The following is a 20,491-nucleotide window of genomic DNA, read 5'->3' as shown; positions in this document are numbered from 1 at the left end:
GGGGCTGCAACGCAGCCCCAGTTGCTTTAGTCAGCCAGGCGCCAGGTCGTCGTGCCCTTGCTGTCTTCCAGCACTACACCCATGGCGGTCAGCTGATCGCGAATGCGGTCCGACTCGGCCCAGTTCTTGTCCGCACGCGCCTGCAGGCGCGCCTGGATCAGGCCCTCGACTTCAGCCGCATCGACCTTGCCTTCGGCACCGGCACGCAGGAAGTCATCGGCCTCCAGCTGCAGCACACCCAGCACATCACCCAGCTCGCGCAGTCGACCGGCCAGGCCAGCAGCAGCCTCCACGTCGCTGTCGCGCAGGCGGTTGATCTCGCGCACCAGGTCGAACAGAACGGCACAGGCTTCGGGGGTGCCGAAGTCGTCGTTCATCGCCACGCTGAAGCGCTCGACAAACGCTTCGCCACCCTTGGCCGCCACCCGTGGCAGGCCGCGCAGGGCGTGGTAGAAGCGCTCCAGCGCGCCCTTGGCGTCACGCAGGCTGTCTTCCGAGTAGTTGATCGCGCTGCGGTAGTGGCTGGCCACCAGCAGGTAGCGCACCACCTCCGGGTGGTACTTCTCGAGCACGTCGCGGATGGTGAAGAAGTTGTTCAACGACTTGGACATCTTCTCGCCGTTGATACGGATCATGCCGCAATGCATCCAGGCGTTGGCGTACTGCTTGCCGGTGGCCGCCTCGCTCTGGGCAATCTCGTTCTCGTGGTGCGGGAACTCCAGGTCGCTGCCGCCGCCGTGAATGTCGAAGCTCTCGCCCAGGCAGCAGGTGGACATGACCGAGCACTCGATGTGCCAGCCCGGGCGACCCGGGCCCCATGGCGATTCCCAGCTTGGCTCGCCCGGCTTGACGCCCTTCCACAGGACGAAGTCGAGCGGGTCCTGCTTGGCTTCGTCGACCTCGATGCGTGCACCGATACGCAGGTCTTCGATCTTCTTGCGCGACAGCTTGCCGTAGCCGACGAACTTGCCGACCCGGTAATACACGTCACCATTGCCTGGCGCGTAGGCGTACCCTTTGTCGATCAGGGTCTGGATCATCGCGTGCATGCCAGCGATATGGTCGGTGGCACGCGGCTCCTGGTCCGGCGGCAGAATGTTCAGGCGGCGCTCGTCTTCGTGCATCGCGTCGATCATGCGGGCGGTCAGGGCGTCGAAACTTTCGCCGTTCTCGTTGGCCCGGTTGATGATCTTGTCATCGATGTCAGTGATGTTGCGCACGTAGGTCAGCTCATAGCCACTCTTGCGCAGCCAGCGGGTGACCAGGTCGAAGGCCACCATGCTGCGGCCATGGCCCAGGTGGCAGTAGTCGTACACGGTCATGCCGCACACGTACATGCGCACCTTGTTGCCATCCAGCGGCTTGAAGACTTCCTTGGTTTTACTCAGGGTGTTGTAGATGGTAAGCACGGCGGTTCCTCAGCTGCCCCAGGAGTCACGCAGGGTGACAGTGCGGTTGAACACCGGGCGACCCGGCTGGCTGTCTTTCAGGTCGGCGCAGAAGTAGCCTTCACGCTCGAACTGGAAGCGGTCCTCGGGCTGCGCCTGGGCCAGCGACGGCTCGGCACGGCAACCGCTGAGTACTTGCAGCGAAGCCGGGTTGATGTTGTCCAGGAAGCTGCCGCCCTCCTCGGTCTTTTCCGGGTTCGGCGAGCGGAACAGGCGGTCGTACAGGCGCACTTCGCATTCGACGCTGCCCTCGGCCGGCACCCAGTGGATCACGCCCTTGACCTTGCGGCCTTCAGGGTTTTTGCCCAGGGTGTCGGGGTCGTACGAGCAACGCAGTTCGACGATATTGCCGTCGGCGTCCTTGATGGCTTCGTCAGCACGAATCACGTAGCTGCCGCGCAGGCGCACTTCACCGGCCGGCTCCAGGCGCTTGTAGCCCTTCGGCGGTTCTTCCATGAAGTCGTCGCGGTCGATGTACAGCTCGCGGGAGAACGGCAGCACACGCACGCCCATGTCTTCCTTCGGGTGACGTGGCAGCTCAAGCTGCTCGACCTGGCCTTCAGGGTAGTTGGTGATGACCACTTTCAGCGGGCGCAGCACACACATCGCGCGTGGCGCGGTGCGGTCCAGGTCGTCACGGATGCTGAACTCGAGCATCGACATGTCGACCACACCGTCGGAACGGTTGGTGCCGATCATTTCGCAGAAGTTGCGGATCGAAGCCGGCGTGTAGCCACGGCGACGGAAGCCGGACAAGGTCGACATGCGTGGGTCGTCCCAGGCATCGACGTGCTTCTCGTCCACAAGCTGCTTGAGCTTGCGCTTGGAGGTAATGGTGTAGTTCAGGTTCAGGCGGCTGAACTCGTACTGGCGCGGGTGTGCCGGCACCGGCAGGTTGTCGAGGAACCAGTCGTACAGCGGACGATGCCCTTCGAACTCCAGGGTGCAGATCGAGTGGGTAATGCCCTCGATGGCGTCCGACTGGCCGTGGGTGAAGTCGTAGTTGGGGTAGATGCACCACTTGTCGCCGGTCTGGTGGTGGTGGGCATGGCGAATGCGGTACAGGATAGGGTCGCGCAGGTTCATGTTTGGCGAGGCCATGTCGATCTTGGCCCGCAGCACACGCTCGCCGTCCTGGAATTCGCCAGCCTTCATGCGGGCGAACAGGTCGAGGTTTTCTTCCACGCTACGCTCGCGGAACGGGCTGTTCTTGCCCGGTTCCTTGAGGTTGCCGCGGTATTCCTTGGCTTGCTCAGGGGTGAGGTCGCAGACGTAGGCCTTGCCGCGCTTGATCAGCTCGACCGCCCAGTCGTGCAACTGGTCGAAATAGTCGGAGGCATAGCGCACGTCGCCGGCCCAGTCGAAGCCCAGCCACTTCACATCGCTCTGGATGGCGTCGATGTACTCCTGGTCTTCCTTGGCCGGGTTGGTATCGTCGAAGCGCAGGTGGCAGACGCCGCCGAATTCCTTGGCCAGGCCGAAGTTGACGCAGATCGACTTGGCGTGGCCAATGTGCAGATAACCATTGGGCTCCGGCGGGAAACGGGTGACGATACTGCTGTGCTTGCCCGAGTCCAGGTCGGCCTGGATGATCGGCCGCAGGAAGTTCGCAGGGACAGCGGGGGCGCCTTTGGCAGCGGCGTTGGGCGCGTTGTCGGCAGTGGGCTTGCTCATAGGATCCTTGAATGCGTGTGTCCAGCCTGGGTAGGCCGATTGAATCAAAGGGCCTATCATAGCCGAAGCAGTCAAGCTGCTGACAGCCGCGCCCGGACAAACTGATGTGATTTATCACGGCTTTTTGCCGCAGCCTGGCAAAATGGCCAGTGCGCGCCATGTGTCGTGATCGCCTGAACATACGTCAGGTGATAACCGGCGCCCTGCGCACCCTAATTTCTGATTGCCTTGAAAGAGCGAGTTTCAGCATGTCCAAAGTCAAACTGACCACCAACCACGGCGACATCGTCCTGCAACTGGACGCCGAGAAAGCGCCACTGACTACCGAAAACTTCGTTCAGTACGTCAAGGACGGCCACTACAATGGCACCGTATTCCACCGTGTGATCAAAGGCTTCATGATCCAGGGCGGCGGCTTCGAGGCCAGCATGAGCCAGAAGAAAACCCGCGCCAGCATCCAGAACGAAGCCGACAACGGCCTGAAGAACAAGAAGTACAGCATTGCCATGGCCCGTACCATGGAGCCGCACTCCGCCTCGGCGCAGTTCTTCATCAACGCCTCCGACAACGACTTCCTCAACCACAGCGGCAAGAACGTGCAAGGCTGGGGTTATGCCGTATTCGGCGAAGTGATCGAAGGCCGTGAAGTGGTCGACGCCATCGAAAAAGTGGCCACCGGTTCCAAAGCTGGCCACCAGGACGTACCGAAGGACGACGTGATCATCGAGAAAGCCGAGATCATTGAGTGATTCTGCTGATCTCTGATCTGCACCTGCAAGAAGAACGCCCGGATATTTCCCGGGCGTTTCTTGATCTGCTCGATGGCCGCGCCCGCCACGCCAAGGCCCTGTACATCCTTGGTGACTTCTTCGAAGCGTGGATTGGCGACGATGCCATGACGCCCTTCCAGCAGTCGATCTGCCAGGCCATGCGCCGGCTGAGCGACAGTGGCACGACCATCTACCTGATGCATGGCAACCGTGACTTCCTGATTGGCCAGGCCTTCTGCGATGCCGCTGGTTGCACCTTGTTGCACGACCCCAGCGTGATCGAGCTGGGCGGTGAACAGGTGCTGCTGATGCATGGCGACACCCTGTGCACCCGCGACCTGGGCTACATGAAGATGCGCCGCCTGCTGCGCAATCCGCTGAGCTTGTGGATCCTGCGCCACCTGCCGCTGTCGGCCCGCTACAGGCTGGCGCGCAAGCTGCGCAATGAAAGCCGTACACAAACGCGGATGAAGTCCACTGAGATTGTCGACGTCACGCCGGAAGAAGTACCCAAGGTGATGGCGGCGCATGGCGTGCGCACCCTGGTGCATGGCCATACCCATCGGCCAGCGATTCACAAGCTGGTGGTCGACGGCCAACCGGCACGGCGTATCGTGCTGGGCGACTGGGATCGCCGCGGTTGGGCCTTGCAGGTTGACGAGCAGGGCTTTCAGTTGGCGCCGTTCGAGTTTTCCTGACATTACAGGGTCTCGCGGGCAAGCCCGCAGGCCCCTGTAGGAGCGGGTTTACCCGCGAATGGGCCGGCGCAGGCTGACGCCTCAGGGCTGGCTGACTACCGCCCCCTTGTCCCGCTCACTGATCACCACTTCCCGGTACTCAGGGTCTGCCTTGATCTGCGCCTCGGTAAACGGAATCACCGCCAGTTGCTTGGCCGCAAATGCCTTGGTCTGGTCACTGGCATGCGCCGAAGCCTTCTCACTCGACTGGGAAAACGCAAGCAGGCCACGGGCGTCTGGCCCCTTGTCGGTAAAGCTGACCAGTTGCAGGTAGCTGGTGCCACTCACCACCAGCCGCTTGCCCTGCCCGTGCGGCACGCTGTAGATCGCGTTGTACACCCCTAGCGCCTGCGGGCCGCCTGGTACCGGCGTACCATCAAGGGCCTGTTGCACCTGCCCCCAGCGCGCTTCCCCGGCCACGCCACTTTCACTGACCTGCTTGAGCGACGCCAGTGCTGCCTGATGTACCAACCTGCTCACCGCCGCCTGCTCGACAGCCAGGCCGCGCGGGGTGTGCTGCGGGTCGGCCGGGTTGAATGCCACTCGCCAACTTTCCGGGTGCTCGGCCAGCGCATTGAACAGGTTCTGGAAGTGCACCAGGCCCATACCACTGTCGAGGTCGGCCTTGCCGTTCCAGGCGGTCAGGCTGCTGCACACGGCCTGCACATCTGCGCTGGCACCCTTGCACCATTGCAGCAGGTCTGGCAACACCAGGCTGGCCAGGTACACCTCGTCATCGGTGACCATGCGCTGCAGTTCATCTACACCTAACCGGGCTTTGCCCTGCAGGCGCTGCAAGGCAAAGCGGCCACGCATGCCCAGCGGCTGATCATTACGGCTGACCAGTGGAGAGTAGCCGGTCAGCGGCTGCGCCGGGTTGGCCATCCAGGCCGGGTCGTTGGAGTTCTGAACGAAGTCTTCACGCTCCAGGCTTGGCAGCAGCCGCGCCGGGAAGATGCCCGGTTGCGCCGCCTGCGCGTCAATCTTCCACTGGCAGGCGCTCCGCGAGCCATCCAGCACCACCAGGCGCCCTTGTGCCTGCGGGTTGCTGCAGGTATCCAACAGTTGCTGGTCAACATAGGGCACTACCGACTGGTTCAGGTACAAGGCCCGCCCTCCCTCGTCCACGGCCAGCGTGTTGACCCAAGGGATACCTTGCAACTGCTCGACCGATCCCTTCAATGCCGCCAGGCTGTCGGCTCGGTTGATCTGGTACCACTGCTGCAACACCCGCGAGTTCTCAAGGTTGGCGTCTCGCACGCTGTAGGCCGCCTGCGCATCCCAGTCCAGGCGGCCTGGCCATTGCACCACCGGGCCGAACTGCGAACTGTAGACCGGCCGCTCAACCTGGCTCAGGCTGCCATCCGTGCCTTTGACCGCGACACGGATGGTTTGCCGGGCCATCGGCAGCGACTTGCCATCGAGCACATAGCGGGTCGGGTCTTTGGGGTCGAGTTGCAGGCGGTAGAGCGTGAAGTGCTTGGAGGTGTCGACGGTGTGCGTCCACGCCAGGTGCTGGTTGAAACCGATGTTGACCACCGGCAGGCCCGGTAGCGCCGCGCCCATCACATCGAGCTGACCGGGAATGGTCAGTTGCATCTGGTAGAAGCGCATGCCGCCCATCCACGGGAAGTGCGGGTTGGCCAGCAACAGGCCGCGGCCATTGGCTGAGCGCTGCGCGCCTACTGCCACCGCATTGCTGCCGCGCTCCGCGGCGAACCGCTCCTGCCGGGCCAACGCGCTGGCAAAGCCCGCGGATGATTGCTGACGGGCCAGCGTTGGCGGTTGCGCCCCTGCCAACGCCTCAACGAACTGCCCGACACCGCCCTCGGCCAGTAAACGGCGGGTCAGTTTGACCAGATCCTGGCTGCTGATGGGCCGCACCCACTCACCATCGCCACACTCGGCGGGCAGCCCTTGACGACGGCGTTCGACCAACGCCCGGTTGTAGCCGCTGGCATAACCCGCCAGCAAAGCCTGCACCGACGCGGGTTGCGCCTGCAGGAAGGCATCGACCGCCGCTGGGCTATTGAGCCAGGTGAAGAACAGGTCGCTGGTCAGGTTGTCACGCTGCTCCAGGGTCTTGCCCTTGGCGCCGAAATAGCGTGAGCGCTCACCGCTCACGGTCAGCACTTCATTGGCGAGCAGGCATAGGTTGTCCTGGGCGTAGGCATAGCCGACGCCATAGCCCAGGCCACGCTCATCCTTGGCCACGATATGCGGTACGCCGTATCGGGTATAGCGGATCTGGGCACTGGCGTCGGCTGGCGCGGGCTGCGCCTGCACACCGACGCTGAAGGCCACCAGGGCAGCGGCCAGGCCGGCGCAAGTCATGGGACGGCAAAGTGGAAACACGGGCACTCCTCGGGTTCGGGGGTCATCCCGATCAGACGAATGGCCAGATGAATATTTTACGTATTACAAGGCGATGGAACGTCTTGATGAGAAACAGGCATTTTTTTCACGAATGGGTTGCAGTTTTTGCGTGCTCATTCGTCCTAGTAAGTGAGCCACCCACATTTCGGGTTCGTCCACGAAAAGGAGCATTCGCATGTACAACCCGCAAACCTCGATCCAGGCCGGGCGCGCGCCAGGCAAAGCGTCCAAGGAACAGGACGTATTTGCTGAAGAACGAATCGGCAACGAACAGATCCGCGAGCTGTTGCGCACCTTCGGCCTGCGCACCAGCCTGATCCGCCTCAAGGTTATCGATGCCTTGCACGCCGCCGACCGCAATGGCCGCAGTATTGGCGTACGCGGGGTGCACGCACAACTGGAACAGCTGGATATTCCGCTGTCGTTCCTCAGTGTGCGTGAAGTGCTCAAGCGCCTGTGTACCGAAGGCGTCATACAACTGGGTAGCGACAAGTGCTACAGGCTCAACCCCCAGGCGCGCGCCGTACTGGAGCAAACACCCTCGCGCTGAGCGCATGGCCGGCCATACCTGGCCGGCCCGCGCAGATCAGGGCTTGACCTTGCGCCGCAGAATGCCGTTGATCACCACGACCACCACGGCAATGGCGATGGCCAGCATCTGGAAGGTCTGCTCACTGATCGTGCCCTGCTTCTGCAGGTGGGACAGGCCCAGCATCAGGCCCAGTACCACCAGGATGATCAGAAGTGAATATTTGAGGCGCTGCACGTGTGTCATCGAATGTTCCTTGCAACATCAGGGGCAAATGGCTCGCAACGAGCCGCGGCAATGATACAACGGTCACCGCCCCCGGCGCTGGATTTCCTGCTGGGTGGGGTGACGTCAGCCTGAAAGCATGGGGCTTCCTAGCACCCACGCCGGAGGCACCATGTACAAACCCCTGTTGTTCGCATCGCTGTTACTGACCCCGCTCTCGCTTCATGCACTGGACACCCAGCAGACGCCGGCCGAACACCTGCTCGAACTGGGCCGCGAGTTGGCCACCCATGCCGGTGCCAGCCAATGGCAACAACTGTGGCAACGCGTACGCCAGGCCGGTTACCTGCAGACCGAAACTGCACCGGTACATTTCAGCGTGCCCACAGCCCGCTTGCCCGACCTGGCCCGACAAACGCTGGCGCAGGCCGACCAGGCACAGCCTCTGAATCAGACCCAGGTACTGTACCGCCGCCACTTTGCCGACCAGGTCATCGGCCAGCGCAACGGTCAGCCGTTGCACGCGCTGTGCCTGCTGGTCGATTGGCGCACGTTGCCGCCGGGCATGCGCGCCACCCCTCAAGCCTATCTGGGTAGCGCCAGCTTGCTGAGCAGCTACCCGTGCGATTGAGGGGTGCCGCACCCGCTCCGCATCATCGCGAGCGACCCGACAGGAAACCAGGAAGCACAGCCAGATGTCGACGCCATTTCCTACAGCGCCAGATATCACTGCCTGCAAATCCTGTTCACCGAAGCTACAACCCCCAACCCATATGCCGCCTAGCGACGCGCCTCGGCTGTCGCACAGAATTTGCTCACACCTTCGACACAACGCCGCGGGTGATCGGGTCGCACATCCCATCCACCCCGAAGGAGCGCCATATGCAAATGCCAGATTTGAGCCAGATCGATATCAGCCAACTGCCCCACTCGCTGCAGGCCCTGATCGACTGTATCGGCATCGAAAACGCCTACCAACTGACCTGCGCCTACGGCGGCAGGCCCAAGTACATCCCCAAGCACCGCGAGCGCACCAAGCTCGCTGACGTGCTGCCGGCCGAAGCGCTTGACGCACTGATCAAGCGCTTTGCCGGGGTCGCCCTGGAGATCCCCAAGGCTGACCACTTTCTGCGTCAGCTGCGCAACCAGCAGATCCAGAAGGAAAGCGCCAACGGTTTGTCCCGCAGCCTGCTGGCCAACAAGTACGGCCTGAGCCTGCGACAGATCGGCAACATCCGGCGCCAGGAGCTTTGCACGCGCTGACGCCCGAACACCTTGGCTGCTATTCGCGGCGGCCTTAACCCACTAGATAGAGCGAGCTTCCCGATATGTCGTTAGATAACAGCCTTATAGGCTCCGTGATCAATGCCCTGCCGATGGACCGCATGATCGCCGGTCCCTTGCAGGCCATGGTCCAGGCGCAGGTCACCGCCAGCAAATCCTACGCCGACTTCCTGATGCAGGTATGCGTCCAGGATGGCAAGGCAGTAGCCATCCAGTTCGACTACGACGAAACCATCGTCGACGAACAGGGCGAATACAAAGGGGTGGTCAGCAAGACCATGAAAGTGCCGCTGATGGCGGCCATTACCCACCCGAACATTTCCATCGAAGAGGGTAATGTAGAGTTCGAGCTGGTTATCAACCAGATGTCGGAAGATGTTTCCAACAAGGACATGAGTGCAGAAGCTACCGGCTCACTGGGATGGGGGCCGTTCAGGCTTAACGTGAAAGGCAGCGTGAGCCACAAATCCACGCAAACCCGTAAAACAGACACCCGTGCCCGCTATGCCTTCAACACGACCCTGAAGCGTCAGGAACCGCCCGAAGCGATGATGAGGGTAATCGAGTTCCTCACTGACGCCGCAACCAAGCCAACCATTGTCCGAACCGCCGCACTGGAAAGCCCGGACGAAATATCCCAGGCGGACACCTTGAAACGGGCCGCGCCTGCAAACCTACCGACCCCGTAAAACGCTAGCGCTTGACCCATAGCCCCTCCTGCCGGTAGCGGGAGGGGCACACCCTGGCCTGAGGAGTCGAATCGTTGCAAAAGCCCCCCGCCCCCATGACCTCCATTGACCTGCGTGAAATTACCCGCGGCCTGCAAGAAGCCGCCAGTGCCACCAACAGCCTGATTGCCCAGCAGTACATCAACCTGTTCGACCAGTTTTTCGAGTGCGACACCCAAGCGCTGGGCGCCCCCATGAAAGCCAAGATGGTCGAGGTGGCCATGGATGGGCAGCACATCATGCGCGTCCCCCTGTTTGCGCTGGTGTCACCGAAAGGCCTGGCCCTTGAGCGCATGCAGGTCGACCTGTCGGTAAGGGTCAAAGGCACCGAGGCGCAGCAGGCACTGCTGACCGCAAGCGAGAGCAAGGCCGCGAGCTTCAAGGTCACCATTGGTGGCCAAGGCCGCCAGGGCGAAAACCGCGACCCCGACGAAGTGCAGATCCGCATGCAGTTCCAGGCGAGCGAACCGCCAGAGGCCCTGAACCGGTTGATCGAGGAATACACCAACCTGATCGTCCCGGTACGCGCCACCACTCCACCGCCCTCACCCGACACCAACGAGTTCATCGAGGCGGCCACCGTCCGTTGATGGCCGCCACGCTGCGGGCCTAGAAGTCGCGCTTGTAGAAGATGTCCAGAGAGCTTGCCAGCCCACTGGCGGCCTCGAGGTAAACCTTCTTGCTCAGCTTGTAACGCAACGCGATCGTGTTGGCCGGTTCGAACACGCCCACCCCGTAACGAAGGCTGAGTTTCTCGGTAAGGTTACCGCTGGCGACCACGCTGGTGCTGTTGCCAGAACCTTCGGTATCCAGCTGAAAGTCGTCGATCCCCAGGCTCGACGCCAGGCTGCCGGTTATGCCGGCGCTCCCGGCAAGGCCCAGGCCCAGGGCCGCCTCGGCGAGCATGTTGTTATCTTCGCCGGTATTGCCCAATGGCCGCCCCAATACCAGGTACGAAAGCGCCTGCTCCTGGCTCATGGCCGGCTCCGAGAACACTTTGGTCGTCGGCTGCTCGGCGCTGCCGCTCAGGCGGATGCCGGCTATCACATCGTCAACCTTGCGGATCGCTTCGATGTCCAGGTATGGCTGGTCAATCGGGCCGGCGAACAGCAGACGCGCCCGGCGTATGGTGAGGCGCTGGCCGTAGGCACGGTAGCGGCCGTCTGCCAGGCTCAGTTCGCCACGGGTATCGAGGTTATCGCCGATGTGCACATGACCCAGCAGGTTGGCAGTCAGCCCGAAGCCGCTGAACGACAGCTTGTCGCGGCCGACTTCGACATCGATGTCCATGGCCATTGCCATGGGTGGTTTGCCTTCCTCGGTCTGGTGACCGACGATTACCGTGTCATCCGACACCTTGACCGTGGACGGCGGCAGCTCTCGTACTGTGATCTTGCCCTTGGGCACCTGCACCTTGCCGGTCACCGCCAGCTTGTCATCGATCAGGCGCAAGGTCAGGTCCGGGGCAACTTCCAGTGTGGCGTAGGGCTCGACCGCGACCGGCAGTTGCTGGCCTTGCAGACGCACGTCCATGCCCAGTGCCTGCCCCCAGGTGAGGTTGCCGCTCAACTGGCCACGTCCCGCCTCGCCACTGCGCCAGTTACCGTTGAGCTGCACTTGCTCGCCGGCAATCAGCGCCTGCAATGACAGGTCCTGAAGGCTGGCCGGCAGCTCGGCGCCACTGACTTCGCCACCGCTGAGCATCAGGTTGCCGTTGACCTGAGGTGCAAGCAAGGTGCCTGAAAGCCGACCACTGCCATTGAGCTGCCCGGCCAGGCGTTCGACCATGGGCACGAATGGGCGGGCCACCGACAGGTCCAGCCCGGCCAGTCGGAAATCACCCGACAACGGTTTGTTCTTGCCCAGCGGATCGAGCCGGGCGTTGACGTTCAGCTCACCCAGGCGCTCACCGCGAAACGCCAGGCGCGTATCGATGCGCCGCGGTGCCAGCGTGCTGTCCAGGCGCAGGGCCTGGTAAGGGAAATCGACCCAACGGCCTTTGTCGCGCACGCGCAAGGTGCCGCCACTGGCATCGACAACGACAGTGCCCTTGGGGCCGCTGGCCGGGATGTCCAGGGTGATATCGGCATTGAGCAGGCCTTGCCAGGCAAAGTCCTTCGGCAGCCACTGGGCCAGGCTGCCCAGCGGGAACTGCTTGAGGTGGTAGCGCAGGCGCGGTTCGGGGGCCAGCCGCTGGTCGTCGCCACACAGGCTTGCCTGGCCGGAGCGCCAGCAGTGGGCCCCGAAGTCAAGCTGGCCGCTGGCCAGCCGCTGCAGGCGTGCGGGCGCCTGCAACTGCCAGTCCTGGCCACCGGCCTGGATGCGGCCAGTGGCCAGGCGTCCGCGCCAGTCACCTTTGTTCAACTTGCCATCCAGGCCAAGGTCGAGCTTGAGCTGCGGGCCATCCAGCGCGAGGGTCAAGGCCTGTTGGCGTATGTCGCCTTTGCCGTTGGCCTGCAACGTGCCCAAGGCGGTATCACCCAGGTGGATACCGGTTGCCTTGAGCCCGACTACACCGCGTTGGGCGTTGTCCAGGCGGGCATCCAGGTCCAACTGCTGCAGGCGGTTTTCGCCCTGGGCCAAGCGCTGGCCCTGCAGGGTGAGCGTACCTTGCGGGGCCTGCAAGGTGCCGGCGACATCCAGCCGGCCCTTGACCCCGCCTTGCAGCCTTGGCCACAACTGGCCCAGGCGCGGCAAGTCAAGGTCGACTTGCCCCGCCAGGCGCTGTTGCACGCTGCCACTGCCGTTGATGCGGTTGTCACCCAGCTGGATAGCCAGTGCGCCCAGGGTCCAGCTTTGCCCTGCCCCTTGGGCCTCGGCCTTGAGCATGGCTGGCTGGCCACGCAGGCGGCCTTTGAGGTCAAGCTGGGCATCGAGGGTAAGTGCATCGCCTTTCAGTTCGCCTTTGCTGCGCAGTGGCCCCGCCAGGGTACCGGGCAGCTCGGCCAGCCAATAGGCCGGGTCGAGCGCGGAGAGCTGCAGGTCGACATCCCAGGCCAGGGTGTCGGCAAAACGGACGGCGACACTGCCGGCTGCCTTGCCCTGGCCGGCGGTCAGCGCCAACTGCGGCAGTTTCACCTGGGTGAGGTCACCTTCGAACGGGCTGGCCAGGCTAAACGCTCCTGCCGGGCCGTCCAGGTCCCCCGTGAAAGTCCCCTGGTAATTGCCATCACGATAATGCACCTGGGTATTGAAGCGCTTGAGGGTGACCTCGGGCGGTGTCTCCAGAGGGTACAGACGCAACCACGGGAAGTCCTGCCAGTCCAGCTGCGCATCGGCGCTCAGGCCTTGCTGCCAGTCAGCCGTGGCTTGCAGCTTGACCCGTTGGCTGTCGCTGGCGGTCAGGTCCAGGGCATCGAGCCTGGCGCCTTTACTGTCAACCAGGCCGGACAGAAGCAAGGCGATCGGTGACTGCTCGGCCGGCAGGCTGGCCCTGCCAGACAGTTGATAGCCATCGAGCAGATCGCCCTTGGCATCGAGCTCGAGCGCGTTCAATTGCAGGGTGTCAGGCAACGCACCAGCCGGCTTAAACGCCTCGGAGCGGATGTGCAAGGTCGCCGGCAGGTGCTCGGCCAATGCCTGCAACTGCCCGCTCAATGTGGCATCGAGGTAACCACTGCTGGTGCCGGCGAGCTCCAGCGTCTTCTGCAATTGGCCTTTGGCCGTCAATGCCAGTTGCCAGGGTTTTTCGTCTACCGCAGGCAACTGTAATTGCGCCTGTAGTGTTACCGGCCAGTCGCCTTCGGGTTGCAGGTCACCCTGCAGGCTCAGTTGCAGGTCGTCGCGCAGCAGCCGCAGGCTGTCGATGCGTATCCCGCTGTTGGTCCAGTGCGCAGCCAATTGCAAATCGCCAAGCAGGTCGCTGCCATCCAGGCGCAGCTGCCCGACCTTGACCTCACCCAGTTCGATGGCCAGCGGCAAGCGCAGGGTCGGCAATTGCAGCGGGGCGCTCTCGGTCGGTTCGGTGCTTGGCGCAAAGGCCATGTCAATGCGGTCTGCCTGCAACCGGTCAATGCACAAGGTAGCGCGCAGCAAGCAAGCAGGCGACCAGGCCAGCGACGGCGCCTGCATCTCTACCGTGCTGCCGCCGTCGGCCCAGGTCAGCCGGCTGGCCTGCCAACTGCCCGCCAGGCGACCCTGGAAGTCGGCCACTTCAAGCCCCGGCACCTTGCCCAGTGCCCAGCGGCTGCCGGCCTGGGTACCCAGCAGCAAGCCGAGCACCAGGCCCATGCTCGCGACGCCCCCCAGCAGGCCCAGTGAAGTAAATTTGATTACGCGTTTCACAGCTCGGGCCCCATGGAAAAGTGCAGGCGAATGCCCCCTTCGTCATCCAGCGCCTTGGCCAGGTCCAGGCGCAGCGGCCCGACCGGCGATACCCAGCGCACACCAAAGCCGACACCGGTCTTGAGGCTGGGCAGCTCCAGGTCATTGAACGAGTTGCCTTGGTCGACGAACGTCGCGACCCGCCATTTTTCGGTCAGCGAATACTGGTACTCGACACTGCCTGCCACCAGGTAGCGCCCGCCAATACGGTCACCGTCGCTGTTCTTCGGCGACAGGGTCTGGTAGTCGTAACCGCGCACACTCTGGTCGCCACCTGCGAAGAAACGCAGCGACGGCGGAATGTTGTTCTTGAAGCCATTGGTCGCACTACCACCAAACTGTACACGCCCGAGAAAGCGATGGTTGTGGCCGAGCGTGGTCAGGCCTTTGAGCAATACGTTGCCATGCAGCAGGTTGGTGTCGGAAACCAGCCCTTCCTTGGCACCTTGAACATCGAACTGCAGGCGATAGCCATTGTGCGGATCGATGCGGTTGTCACTGCGCAGGAAGGAATAGCTGATGCCAGGCATCAACAGGTTACTCAATCCGGAGTCATCACCCAGGCGATATTCTTCGCGTTGGTACTTGAGCGAAATCACCCGCTGCCAGCCACTGGGCAGCTTGCTGTGCCACTCGGGGCCGACCGTCAACAGCTTGCTGAGCGTGTCGGTGCCGGCAAGCTCCTCGTTCTGGTAGCCACCGGCAAAGCGCAGCTTGTCGGTCAGCGGCGGATCGAGCGGAATGTCGTACCACAGGCCGACGTTCTGGCGCGGTGCCGACAGTTCGGTTTCCCAGCCATAGCTGTGACCTTGCGGGTTGACCCAGTGGCGGGTCCAGTTGGCCTTGCCGCGTGGCCCGACGTCGGTCGAGAAGCCCAGGCCAAGACCCATGGTGCGTGGTTTACGGGTTTCCAGGTGAACATCCACCGGGACTTCTTCGCCCACAGCAGCAGTGGGTGCCGCATCCACACGCACGCCTTCGAAATAGCCGCTCGATTGCAGGTCGTTGTTCAGTTCCGCGATCAGTTCCGAGTCGTAAGGGGTGCCCGGTTTGAACGAAACCATGCGCTGCAGCAGGTCCTCGTCCAGCGGCGCGTCGCCACCGAAGGTGACGGCGCCCAGGCGATAACGCGGGCCACTCTGGTAGACCAGTTCGATATCCGCCACACCCGCTTGTGGGTCAACGGCCAGGCGCTGGCTACTGAAGCGTCCACTGAAGAAGCCATAGCGCGACGCCTGGTTCTGGATCAACCGCTTGGCATCCTCGTAATGGCCGTGATTGAGTTGTTCACCCGCACGCAGGGCCTTGCTGTTAGGCACGCGGAAGGCCTTCATCTCGCTGGCAGGGCCCTCGATGCGCACGGTCACGTTGCGCAGGCGAATCGGTTCGCCCGGGTTGATGCTGATGATCAGTTGCGGGGGATGGTCGGCGTCGCTGGCAGGCTTGACCTCGGTATCGATCTGCGTTTGATAGTAGCCAAGTGCCTGCGCCGCTTTGCGCGCCTGCTCCTCTGCCCCGCGACTGAAGCGTAAAAGTGCTTCTTCGTCGCGGTCACCCAATGTGCCTATATAGCCTTCGACATTGGCCTTGAGCGCCTTGTTGGCCGGTTTCACCTTCACCAACAACTCGCTCTGGCCCCATGCTGCGAAACTGGCGACCCAGAATACCAGGCCCCAGGTCAATCTTCCTGAATACGTCATGCGGCGCATGCTACCAGAGCCAGGCGCTCAAGGGAGCCGCCCGGCGGCCTGTTCAGGCAAAAGCGGGTTTTGAAGAGACTGGATTAGGATGAAAGAACACCCTCTCTCGGATTGGTCCTACAGCTACTTCACCAATTTCCTCATAACCCTGACGCTGGTAAAAAGCCAGGTAGTGCTCGTTACCGGTGTCCAGCACCACCCCTTGGGTGCCTGGGTCTTCCGCGCACCAGTCGTGCACAGCTTGTAACAATTGCTCGCCGTAGTGCTTGCCCTGAAACTGCGGGTGCACCCCCAGCAAAGGCAACACATGCACCTGGTCAGTGGGCAGACAGCTGGCCAATGCAGCCTGGTAGTCCATGTAGCGCCGCGTACAGCGCAGGCCGGTACCCAGCATCATGCGCAGGCGCCAGGCCCAGCTGTCGGCCACGCCCAGCCGGCGCTGCGGCGGCACGATCAGGGCCAGGGCAATCAGGCGGTCCTCGACCAGCAGGCCGATGGCGGGCAGTTGCAGGTAGAAGTGCTGGCGCACCCATTCGCGCACCATCACCCGCAGGCGCCGCTCATACCCCGGGCGCTGGGCTTCGAAGATGTAGGCGAAGGTGGGCTCGTGGCGGTAGGCGTTGTACAGCAGCGAACGTGCCTCGCGGCTGTAACCATCGTCGAGCAGGCAGACACGGGCCGGGGCGGCTGTGGTTTCGGGCATTGCGGGCAGACCTCCTGGAATGGGCGTTCAGTGCCTTGGAGGTGCCCCAGCGTGCTTCGTTCACCCCCAACAGCACGTTAGCAGCAGGCTCGCCTGGCCGCCATGCTGGTGATGCAGGTCGATGTCGGCTAGCATCGCGCCTTTTACCGGGATTGTCTTTCCATGAAGATCGTCTGTTTCAACATCAACGGCCTGCGGGCCCGCCCGCATCAGCTGGCGGCGCTGATCGAAAAGCACCAGCCGGACGTGATCGGCCTGCAGGAAACCAAGGTCAGCGACGATCAGTTCCCGCTGGCCGACGTGCAGGCACTGGGTTACCACGTGCACTACCATGGCCAGAAAGGCCACTACGGCGTGGCCCTGCTGTCGCGCCAGCCGCCGCTGAGCCTGCACAAGGGCTTTGCCACCGACGAAGAGGATGCCCAGCGCCGCTTCATCTGGGGTACCTTTGCCGATGCCAACGGCAGCCCGATCACCATCATGAACGGCTATTTCCCCCAAGGCGAAAGCCGCGACCACCCCACCAAGTTCCCGGCCAAGCAGCGCTTCTACAGCGACCTGCAGGCACTGCTGGAAAGCCAGTTCCGCAACGACCAGCCAGTGCTGGTGATGGGCGACATGAACATCTCGCCGCAAGACGGTGATATCGGCATTGGCCCGGACAACGCCAAACGCTGGCTGAAGACCGGCAAGTGCAGCTTCCTGCCGGAGGAGCGTGAGTGGATGGAACGTTTGAAAGGCTGGGGGTTGGTAGACAGCTTCCGCCACCTGTACCCGGAGGTGACCGACCGTTTCAGCTGGTTCGACTACCGAAGCCGCGGCTTCGAGGACGAGCCCAAGCGCGGCCTGCGCATCGACCTGATCATGGCCTCGCAGCCGCTGGTGCCGCGCATCAAGGCAGCGGGCGTGGACTATGAGCTGCGCGGGATGGAAAAGCCGTCGGACCATGCGCCGATCTGGCTGGAGTTGAGCTGATTCGGGTGACGGGCCCAAGGTGCACACCTTGGGCCCACACTCACAACCCCAACCTCAACGCCTCCCCCACCCCCGCCCCACGCACATCGTCCGCCGCGCTGACCAAGGCAAAGTTATAAGCCCCATGCGACCAGTACCGCGCCTCCAGCTGGCCATCGACCCGCTGCCCGTCCGGCATGCGCCGATAAAGGTCGCCCGGCGAGCGCAGGAACAGGCTGATGCGCTGGCCCTTGCCATCTTCGAATACCAGTAATGCAGCCGGCCCCTGCTCGTTGCTGAGCAAGCGGGCGCCCACCGGTTTGAAGCCATACCCCGCCAGGTCCGGTAACTGGCCCACCCGGCTGAAATGGCGGCCTAGCCAGTCGCGCAACCGCCCAGGATCACTGGCCTGGATATCCAGTGCTTCACTGCTGGCGAACAAACGGTGCGCCTGAACAGCATCAGCCATGGGCAGGTCGACCCGCGCCAGGGTTGCATCGCGCACTTGCCAGCCGCCCAAGCCCCCCACACCCAACGCCAGCATCACCACCGCCGCCGCAGCCCAGCGCCGCTGCCGACGCTGGCGCAATTGCCGACGCAACTGGCCAAGGTCCAGCTGCGCCGCACCGGGCAGCTCGCCCAACCCGGCCAGCGCTGTGCGCAGCCGCCGGGCATCGGCGCGCCAGCCTTCCACCCGTGCCGCAGCTTGCGGGTTGGCCGCCAGCCAGGCCTGCACTTCGGCCCGGCGCACAGGTTCCAGGCGCTCATCGACGTAAGCGTGCAATTCGTCATCGCTGGGGATCAGGCGCTTCATTTCAGTCTCCGCAAGGCCGGGGGCTGGGGGTTGCCCTCGGTCAGTTCGCGCAAGGCATTGCGCGCGCGCGACAGGCGCGACATCACAGTGCCGATGGGGATACCCAAAGCCTGGGCGGCCTCCTTGTAACTCAAGCCTTCGATGCTGACCAGCAACAACAAGGCACGCTGCTCCGCCGTCAGCCGGGCAAACGCCTGCAGGTCGGCCTGTGCCAGGACGATGGTTTCGAGGTTGTCACCGACCGGCTCATCGTCGTGCTCGTTACGGCCGAACCAGGACAACCAGCGCGCATGCAATCGCTCGCGGCGCTTACCGTCGAGGAACTGTCGATAAAGGATGGTGAACAGCCAGGCACGCAGGGCATCAGCGTCCCGCTGCTGGTCGCGACGGCTCAGGGCCCGCTCGACCGTGGCCTGCACCAGGTCGTCGGCGCTGCCCGGCTCGCGGGTCAGCCACACGGCAAAGCGGCGCAGGCGGGCCAGCAGCTCGCGCCACTGGTGGTCGTCCAAATCATGCATGGCTAGGTCCCGGCCTCTGGGGTTGTCAGTGTAAAGGGCAGACGCCTGTGAACACATTCTATTCCCAATGAGGGAATAACTTTTTCTCTGACACGTCGTACTGGCACCTTCACTGAACCGGACGATGATCATGAACACACCCTTGCACGGCTCGGCCAAAGCCTTGCGCCTGGCCGCCATTGGCGGCGTGCTGTTGGCCGCAGGTGCCGGCTTTGCCTATGCCGCTGGCTGGCTCGGCGAACCCCGACTGACGCCACAGCGCATCATCGACACCTTCGAAGCCCAAGCCGGGCATTACCCCGGCTACCGCAAGAACCACGCCAAGGGCTTGTGCGTGAGCGGCTACTTCCAGGCCAGCGGGCAGGCCGCCAACCTGTCCACGGCGCGCGCCTTCAGCCAGCAACGGGTGCCGGTGGTGGGCCGTTTTGCCATCGGCGGCGCCAACCCGTTCGCCCCGGATACGGGTATACCCGTACGCAGCCTGGCGATTGAGCTAAGCACCGACGATGGCCAGGTCTGGCGGACCGGCATGAACAACCCTCCGGTGCTGGCAGTCAGCACGCCGCAAGGGTTCTACCAGCAAGTACTGGCGAGCGCACCAGACCCGGCAACCGGCAAACCGGACCCTGGCAAGCTGCAGGCGTTCTTCGCCGCTCACCCGGAAAGCACGGCGTTTCGCCAATGGGCGGCGGGTTACAAACCCAGCGACAGCTTCGCCAACACGCAGTACCACAGTATCAATGCCTTCCGCCTGATCGACGCAGCGGGTGCGGCCCACCCGGTGCGTTGGCAGCTCGAGCCACAAACTGCATTTGCGGCATTACCCGCGCAGGTTGATGACAAGCAATTCCTGCAACACGACTTGCAGCAGCGCCTTGCCCAAGGCCCGTTGCGCTGGACGCTGCGCCTGGTACTGGCCGAACCTGGCGATGCCGTGGACGACCCTGCCCGGCCGTGGCCCGCCGAGCGGCGCAGCGTGGACGCTGGCACTCTGGTACTGGAACAGGTAGACGCCCCCGAGCAAGGGGCCTGCCGCGATCTCAACTTCGACCCGCTGATCCTGCCCCGCGGCATAGAGGCGTCAGCCGACCCGATCCTCGCCGCCCGCTCGGCCGCCTATTCCGAATCGTTCAACCGCCGTAGCCGCGAATCGCTCAGCACCGGAGCCAAGCCATGAAACCTCAAGCCTTCCACCCTTTCGCCCGCGTGTTGCACTGGCTGATGGCCGTGCTGATTCTGGCCATGCTGTTCATCGGCGTGAGCATGGTCGCCGACCTGTCGCTACGCCACCCGGTGCTGATCAGCCTGCACAAGGCCACCGGGCTGGCCCTGCTGGTGCTGGTGGTACTGCGCATTGCTGTGCGCCTGACCCTACCTCACCCGCCCCTGCCGAACGATCTGCCAAAACTGCAGCGCTGGGCCGCCGGAGCCTCGCATCTGCTGCTTTATGGCCTGATGCTGGCCATGCCGCTGCTGGGCTGGGCCATGCTGTCGGCAGGCGATTACCCGCGCCCGCTCGGCTTGCCCGCCATCGCCCCCCACAACCTGCAGCTATATGCTGTGTTGCGCCAGGCCCATGGCTGGGCCGGCTACCTGCTGTTTGCCACGGTGCTGGTGCATGTGGGGGCCGCTTTGATGCATGCGTGGGTGCGCCGTGACGGTGTGTTGCGTAGCATGTGGCCTGGCCCCTTGCACCGCAGCGAGTGAA

Annotated in this window: 19 protein-coding genes; 10 read left to right on the top strand and 9 right to left on the bottom strand. The window is 63.4% G+C overall.

Annotation, left to right across the window (positions count from 1 at the left end; translation table 11 throughout):
* Positions 1-26 precede the first annotated feature (26 nt).
* The gene (gene cysS, locus BJQ17_RS08630; protein WP_014591235.1) at positions 27-1,409 is read right to left on the bottom strand and encodes a cysteine--tRNA ligase; all 1,383 of its coding nucleotides are present in this window, start codon (positions 1,407-1,409) and stop codon (positions 27-29) included.
* Positions 1,410-1,418: 9 nt separating this feature from the next.
* Positions 1,419-3,122: a glutamine--tRNA ligase/YqeY domain fusion protein gene (locus BJQ17_RS08625; protein ID WP_003248073.1), complete on the bottom strand. Its 1,704-nt coding sequence runs from the start codon at positions 3,120-3,122 to the stop codon at positions 1,419-1,421.
* A 248-nt stretch (positions 3,123-3,370) separates the two neighbouring features.
* On the opposite strand from BJQ17_RS08625, the gene BJQ17_RS08620 reads away from it, so the two are divergent.
* Both BJQ17_RS08620 and BJQ17_RS08615 read left to right on the top strand, forming a co-directional pair.
* Entirely contained in the window at positions 3,371-3,871 is a 501-nt protein-coding gene (locus BJQ17_RS08620; RefSeq protein ID WP_004576709.1) for a peptidylprolyl isomerase, read from the top strand.
* A complete protein-coding gene (locus BJQ17_RS08615) occupies positions 3,868-4,590 on the top strand; it encodes a UDP-2,3-diacylglucosamine diphosphatase (RefSeq protein WP_070095897.1) in 723 nt (240 codons plus the stop codon). The genes BJQ17_RS08620 and BJQ17_RS08615 overlap by 4 nt, the downstream gene beginning before the upstream one ends.
* 81 nt (positions 4,591-4,671) lie before the next feature.
* Here BJQ17_RS08615 and BJQ17_RS08610 read toward each other — a convergent pair whose 3' ends face one another.
* Entirely contained in the window at positions 4,672-6,984 is a 2,313-nt protein-coding gene (locus tag BJQ17_RS08610) for an acylase (RefSeq protein WP_070095896.1), read from the bottom strand.
* Positions 6,985-7,180: 196 nt separating this feature from the next.
* Between BJQ17_RS08610 and BJQ17_RS08605 the strand changes: the two genes are divergently transcribed.
* The gene (locus BJQ17_RS08605) at positions 7,181-7,555 is read left to right on the top strand and encodes a hypothetical protein (RefSeq protein ID WP_003248065.1); all 375 of its coding nucleotides are present in this window, start codon (positions 7,181-7,183) and stop codon (positions 7,553-7,555) included.
* A gap of 36 nt (positions 7,556-7,591) precedes the next feature.
* Here the strand turns inward: BJQ17_RS08605 and BJQ17_RS08600 are convergent, their stop codons facing one another.
* Positions 7,592-7,780 (bottom strand): hypothetical protein, encoded by a 189-nt coding sequence (locus BJQ17_RS08600; protein WP_003248064.1) that lies wholly within the window; start codon positions 7,778-7,780, stop codon positions 7,592-7,594.
* Between the two features lie 151 nt (positions 7,781-7,931).
* Between BJQ17_RS08600 and BJQ17_RS08595 the strand changes: the two genes are divergently transcribed.
* From BJQ17_RS08595 to BJQ17_RS08580, 4 genes are all read left to right on the top strand, one after another.
* On the top strand, positions 7,932-8,390 hold the full coding sequence (locus BJQ17_RS08595) for a hypothetical protein (RefSeq protein ID WP_003248060.1): 459 nt from the start codon (positions 7,932-7,934) through the stop codon (positions 8,388-8,390).
* Positions 8,391-8,641: 251 nt separating this feature from the next.
* Positions 8,642-9,022, top strand: a complete 381-nt coding sequence (locus tag BJQ17_RS08590) for a Mor transcription activator family protein (protein ID WP_003248057.1) — start codon at positions 8,642-8,644, stop codon at positions 9,020-9,022.
* Between the two features lie 65 nt (positions 9,023-9,087).
* Positions 9,088-9,732, top strand: coding sequence for a DUF2589 domain-containing protein (locus BJQ17_RS08585; RefSeq protein WP_012052541.1), 645 nt, complete (start codon positions 9,088-9,090; stop codon positions 9,730-9,732).
* A 74-nt stretch (positions 9,733-9,806) separates the two neighbouring features.
* A complete protein-coding gene (locus BJQ17_RS08580; RefSeq protein ID WP_003248053.1) occupies positions 9,807-10,361 on the top strand; it encodes a DUF2589 domain-containing protein in 555 nt (184 codons plus the stop codon).
* Positions 10,362-10,380: 19 nt separating this feature from the next.
* Here the strand turns inward: BJQ17_RS08580 and BJQ17_RS08575 are convergent, their stop codons facing one another.
* From BJQ17_RS08575 to BJQ17_RS08565, 3 genes are read right to left on the bottom strand one after another with little or no spacing between them, the layout of a single operon-like run.
* A complete protein-coding gene (locus tag BJQ17_RS08575; protein ID WP_070095895.1) occupies positions 10,381-14,055 on the bottom strand; it encodes a translocation/assembly module TamB domain-containing protein in 3,675 nt (1,224 codons plus the stop codon).
* Positions 14,052-15,794 (bottom strand): autotransporter assembly complex family protein, encoded by a 1,743-nt coding sequence (locus tag BJQ17_RS08570; RefSeq protein ID WP_070095899.1) that lies wholly within the window; start codon positions 15,792-15,794, stop codon positions 14,052-14,054. Before BJQ17_RS08570 ends, BJQ17_RS08575 begins: the two co-directional genes overlap by 4 nt.
* 52 nt (positions 15,795-15,846) lie before the next feature.
* Positions 15,847-16,497 carry an N-acetyltransferase gene (locus tag BJQ17_RS08565; RefSeq protein WP_004576713.1) on the bottom strand — a complete coding sequence of 217 codons (651 nt, stop codon included), beginning with the start codon at positions 16,495-16,497 and terminating at the stop codon, positions 15,847-15,849.
* 162 nt (positions 16,498-16,659) lie between these two features.
* Between BJQ17_RS08565 and xthA the strand changes: the two genes are divergently transcribed.
* Positions 16,660-17,472 (top strand): exodeoxyribonuclease III, encoded by an 813-nt coding sequence (gene xthA / locus BJQ17_RS08560; RefSeq protein ID WP_070095894.1) that lies wholly within the window; start codon positions 16,660-16,662, stop codon positions 17,470-17,472.
* Between the two features lie 40 nt (positions 17,473-17,512).
* Here the strand turns inward: xthA and BJQ17_RS08555 are convergent, their stop codons facing one another.
* Together BJQ17_RS08555 and BJQ17_RS08550 are read right to left on the bottom strand one after the other, a co-directional pair.
* Entirely contained in the window at positions 17,513-18,265 is a 753-nt protein-coding gene (locus BJQ17_RS08555) for an anti-sigma factor (RefSeq protein ID WP_003248043.1), read from the bottom strand.
* Positions 18,262-18,783 carry a sigma-70 family RNA polymerase sigma factor gene (locus BJQ17_RS08550; RefSeq protein WP_004577197.1) on the bottom strand — a complete coding sequence of 174 codons (522 nt, stop codon included), beginning with the start codon at positions 18,781-18,783 and terminating at the stop codon, positions 18,262-18,264. Before BJQ17_RS08550 ends, BJQ17_RS08555 begins: the two co-directional genes overlap by 4 nt.
* Positions 18,784-18,907: 124 nt before the next feature.
* Here BJQ17_RS08550 and BJQ17_RS08545 point away from each other — a divergent pair, with 124 nt between their 5' ends.
* Both BJQ17_RS08545 and BJQ17_RS08540 read left to right on the top strand, forming a co-directional pair.
* Positions 18,908-19,960: a catalase family peroxidase gene (locus BJQ17_RS08545; RefSeq protein ID WP_070095893.1), complete on the top strand. Its 1,053-nt coding sequence runs from the start codon at positions 18,908-18,910 to the stop codon at positions 19,958-19,960.
* Complete coding sequence (locus tag BJQ17_RS08540; protein WP_003248038.1) at positions 19,957-20,490, top strand: cytochrome b; 534 nt, start codon at positions 19,957-19,959, stop codon at positions 20,488-20,490. The genes BJQ17_RS08545 and BJQ17_RS08540 overlap by 4 nt, the downstream gene beginning before the upstream one ends.
* Position 20,491 lies beyond the last annotated feature (1 nt).

This window comes from Pseudomonas sp. NBRC 111139, assembly GCF_001753955.1.
In the GTDB taxonomy this organism is placed as follows: domain Bacteria; phylum Pseudomonadota; class Gammaproteobacteria; order Pseudomonadales; family Pseudomonadaceae; genus Aquipseudomonas; species Aquipseudomonas alloputida.
The sequence above is the reverse complement of the archived record's forward strand: the minus strand, read 5'-3'. Positions and strand labels throughout refer to the sequence as shown.

What these genes read in the sequence shown, in the direction of transcription:
- BJQ17_RS08585 (WP_012052541.1), top strand. Translation starts at nt 9,088, where the DNA reads ATGTCGTTAGATAACAGCCTTATAGGCTCCGTGATCAATGCCCTGCCG.
- BJQ17_RS08570 (WP_070095899.1), bottom strand. Translation starts at nt 15,794, where the DNA reads ATGACGTATTCAGGAAGATTGACCTGGGGCCTGGTATTCTGGGTCGCC.
- BJQ17_RS08550 (WP_004577197.1), bottom strand. Translation starts at nt 18,783, where the DNA reads ATGCATGATTTGGACGACCACCAGTGGCGCGAGCTGCTGGCCCGCCTG.
- BJQ17_RS08600 (WP_003248064.1), bottom strand. Translation starts at nt 7,780, where the DNA reads ATGACACACGTGCAGCGCCTCAAATATTCACTTCTGATCATCCTGGTG.
- xthA (WP_070095894.1), top strand. Translation starts at nt 16,660, where the DNA reads ATGAAGATCGTCTGTTTCAACATCAACGGCCTGCGGGCCCGCCCGCAT.
- BJQ17_RS08595 (WP_003248060.1), top strand. Translation starts at nt 7,932, where the DNA reads ATGTACAAACCCCTGTTGTTCGCATCGCTGTTACTGACCCCGCTCTCG.
- BJQ17_RS08565 (WP_004576713.1), bottom strand. Translation starts at nt 16,497, where the DNA reads ATGCCCGAAACCACAGCCGCCCCGGCCCGTGTCTGCCTGCTCGACGAT.
- BJQ17_RS08625 (WP_003248073.1), bottom strand. Translation starts at nt 3,122, where the DNA reads ATGAGCAAGCCCACTGCCGACAACGCGCCCAACGCCGCTGCCAAAGGC.
- BJQ17_RS08620 (WP_004576709.1), top strand. Translation starts at nt 3,371, where the DNA reads ATGTCCAAAGTCAAACTGACCACCAACCACGGCGACATCGTCCTGCAA.
- BJQ17_RS08540 (WP_003248038.1), top strand. Translation starts at nt 19,957, where the DNA reads ATGAAACCTCAAGCCTTCCACCCTTTCGCCCGCGTGTTGCACTGGCTG.
- BJQ17_RS08555 (WP_003248043.1), bottom strand. Translation starts at nt 18,265, where the DNA reads ATGAAGCGCCTGATCCCCAGCGATGACGAATTGCACGCTTACGTCGAT.
- BJQ17_RS08605 (WP_003248065.1), top strand. Translation starts at nt 7,181, where the DNA reads ATGTACAACCCGCAAACCTCGATCCAGGCCGGGCGCGCGCCAGGCAAA.
- BJQ17_RS08545 (WP_070095893.1), top strand. Translation starts at nt 18,908, where the DNA reads ATGATCATGAACACACCCTTGCACGGCTCGGCCAAAGCCTTGCGCCTG.
- BJQ17_RS08590 (WP_003248057.1), top strand. Translation starts at nt 8,642, where the DNA reads ATGCAAATGCCAGATTTGAGCCAGATCGATATCAGCCAACTGCCCCAC.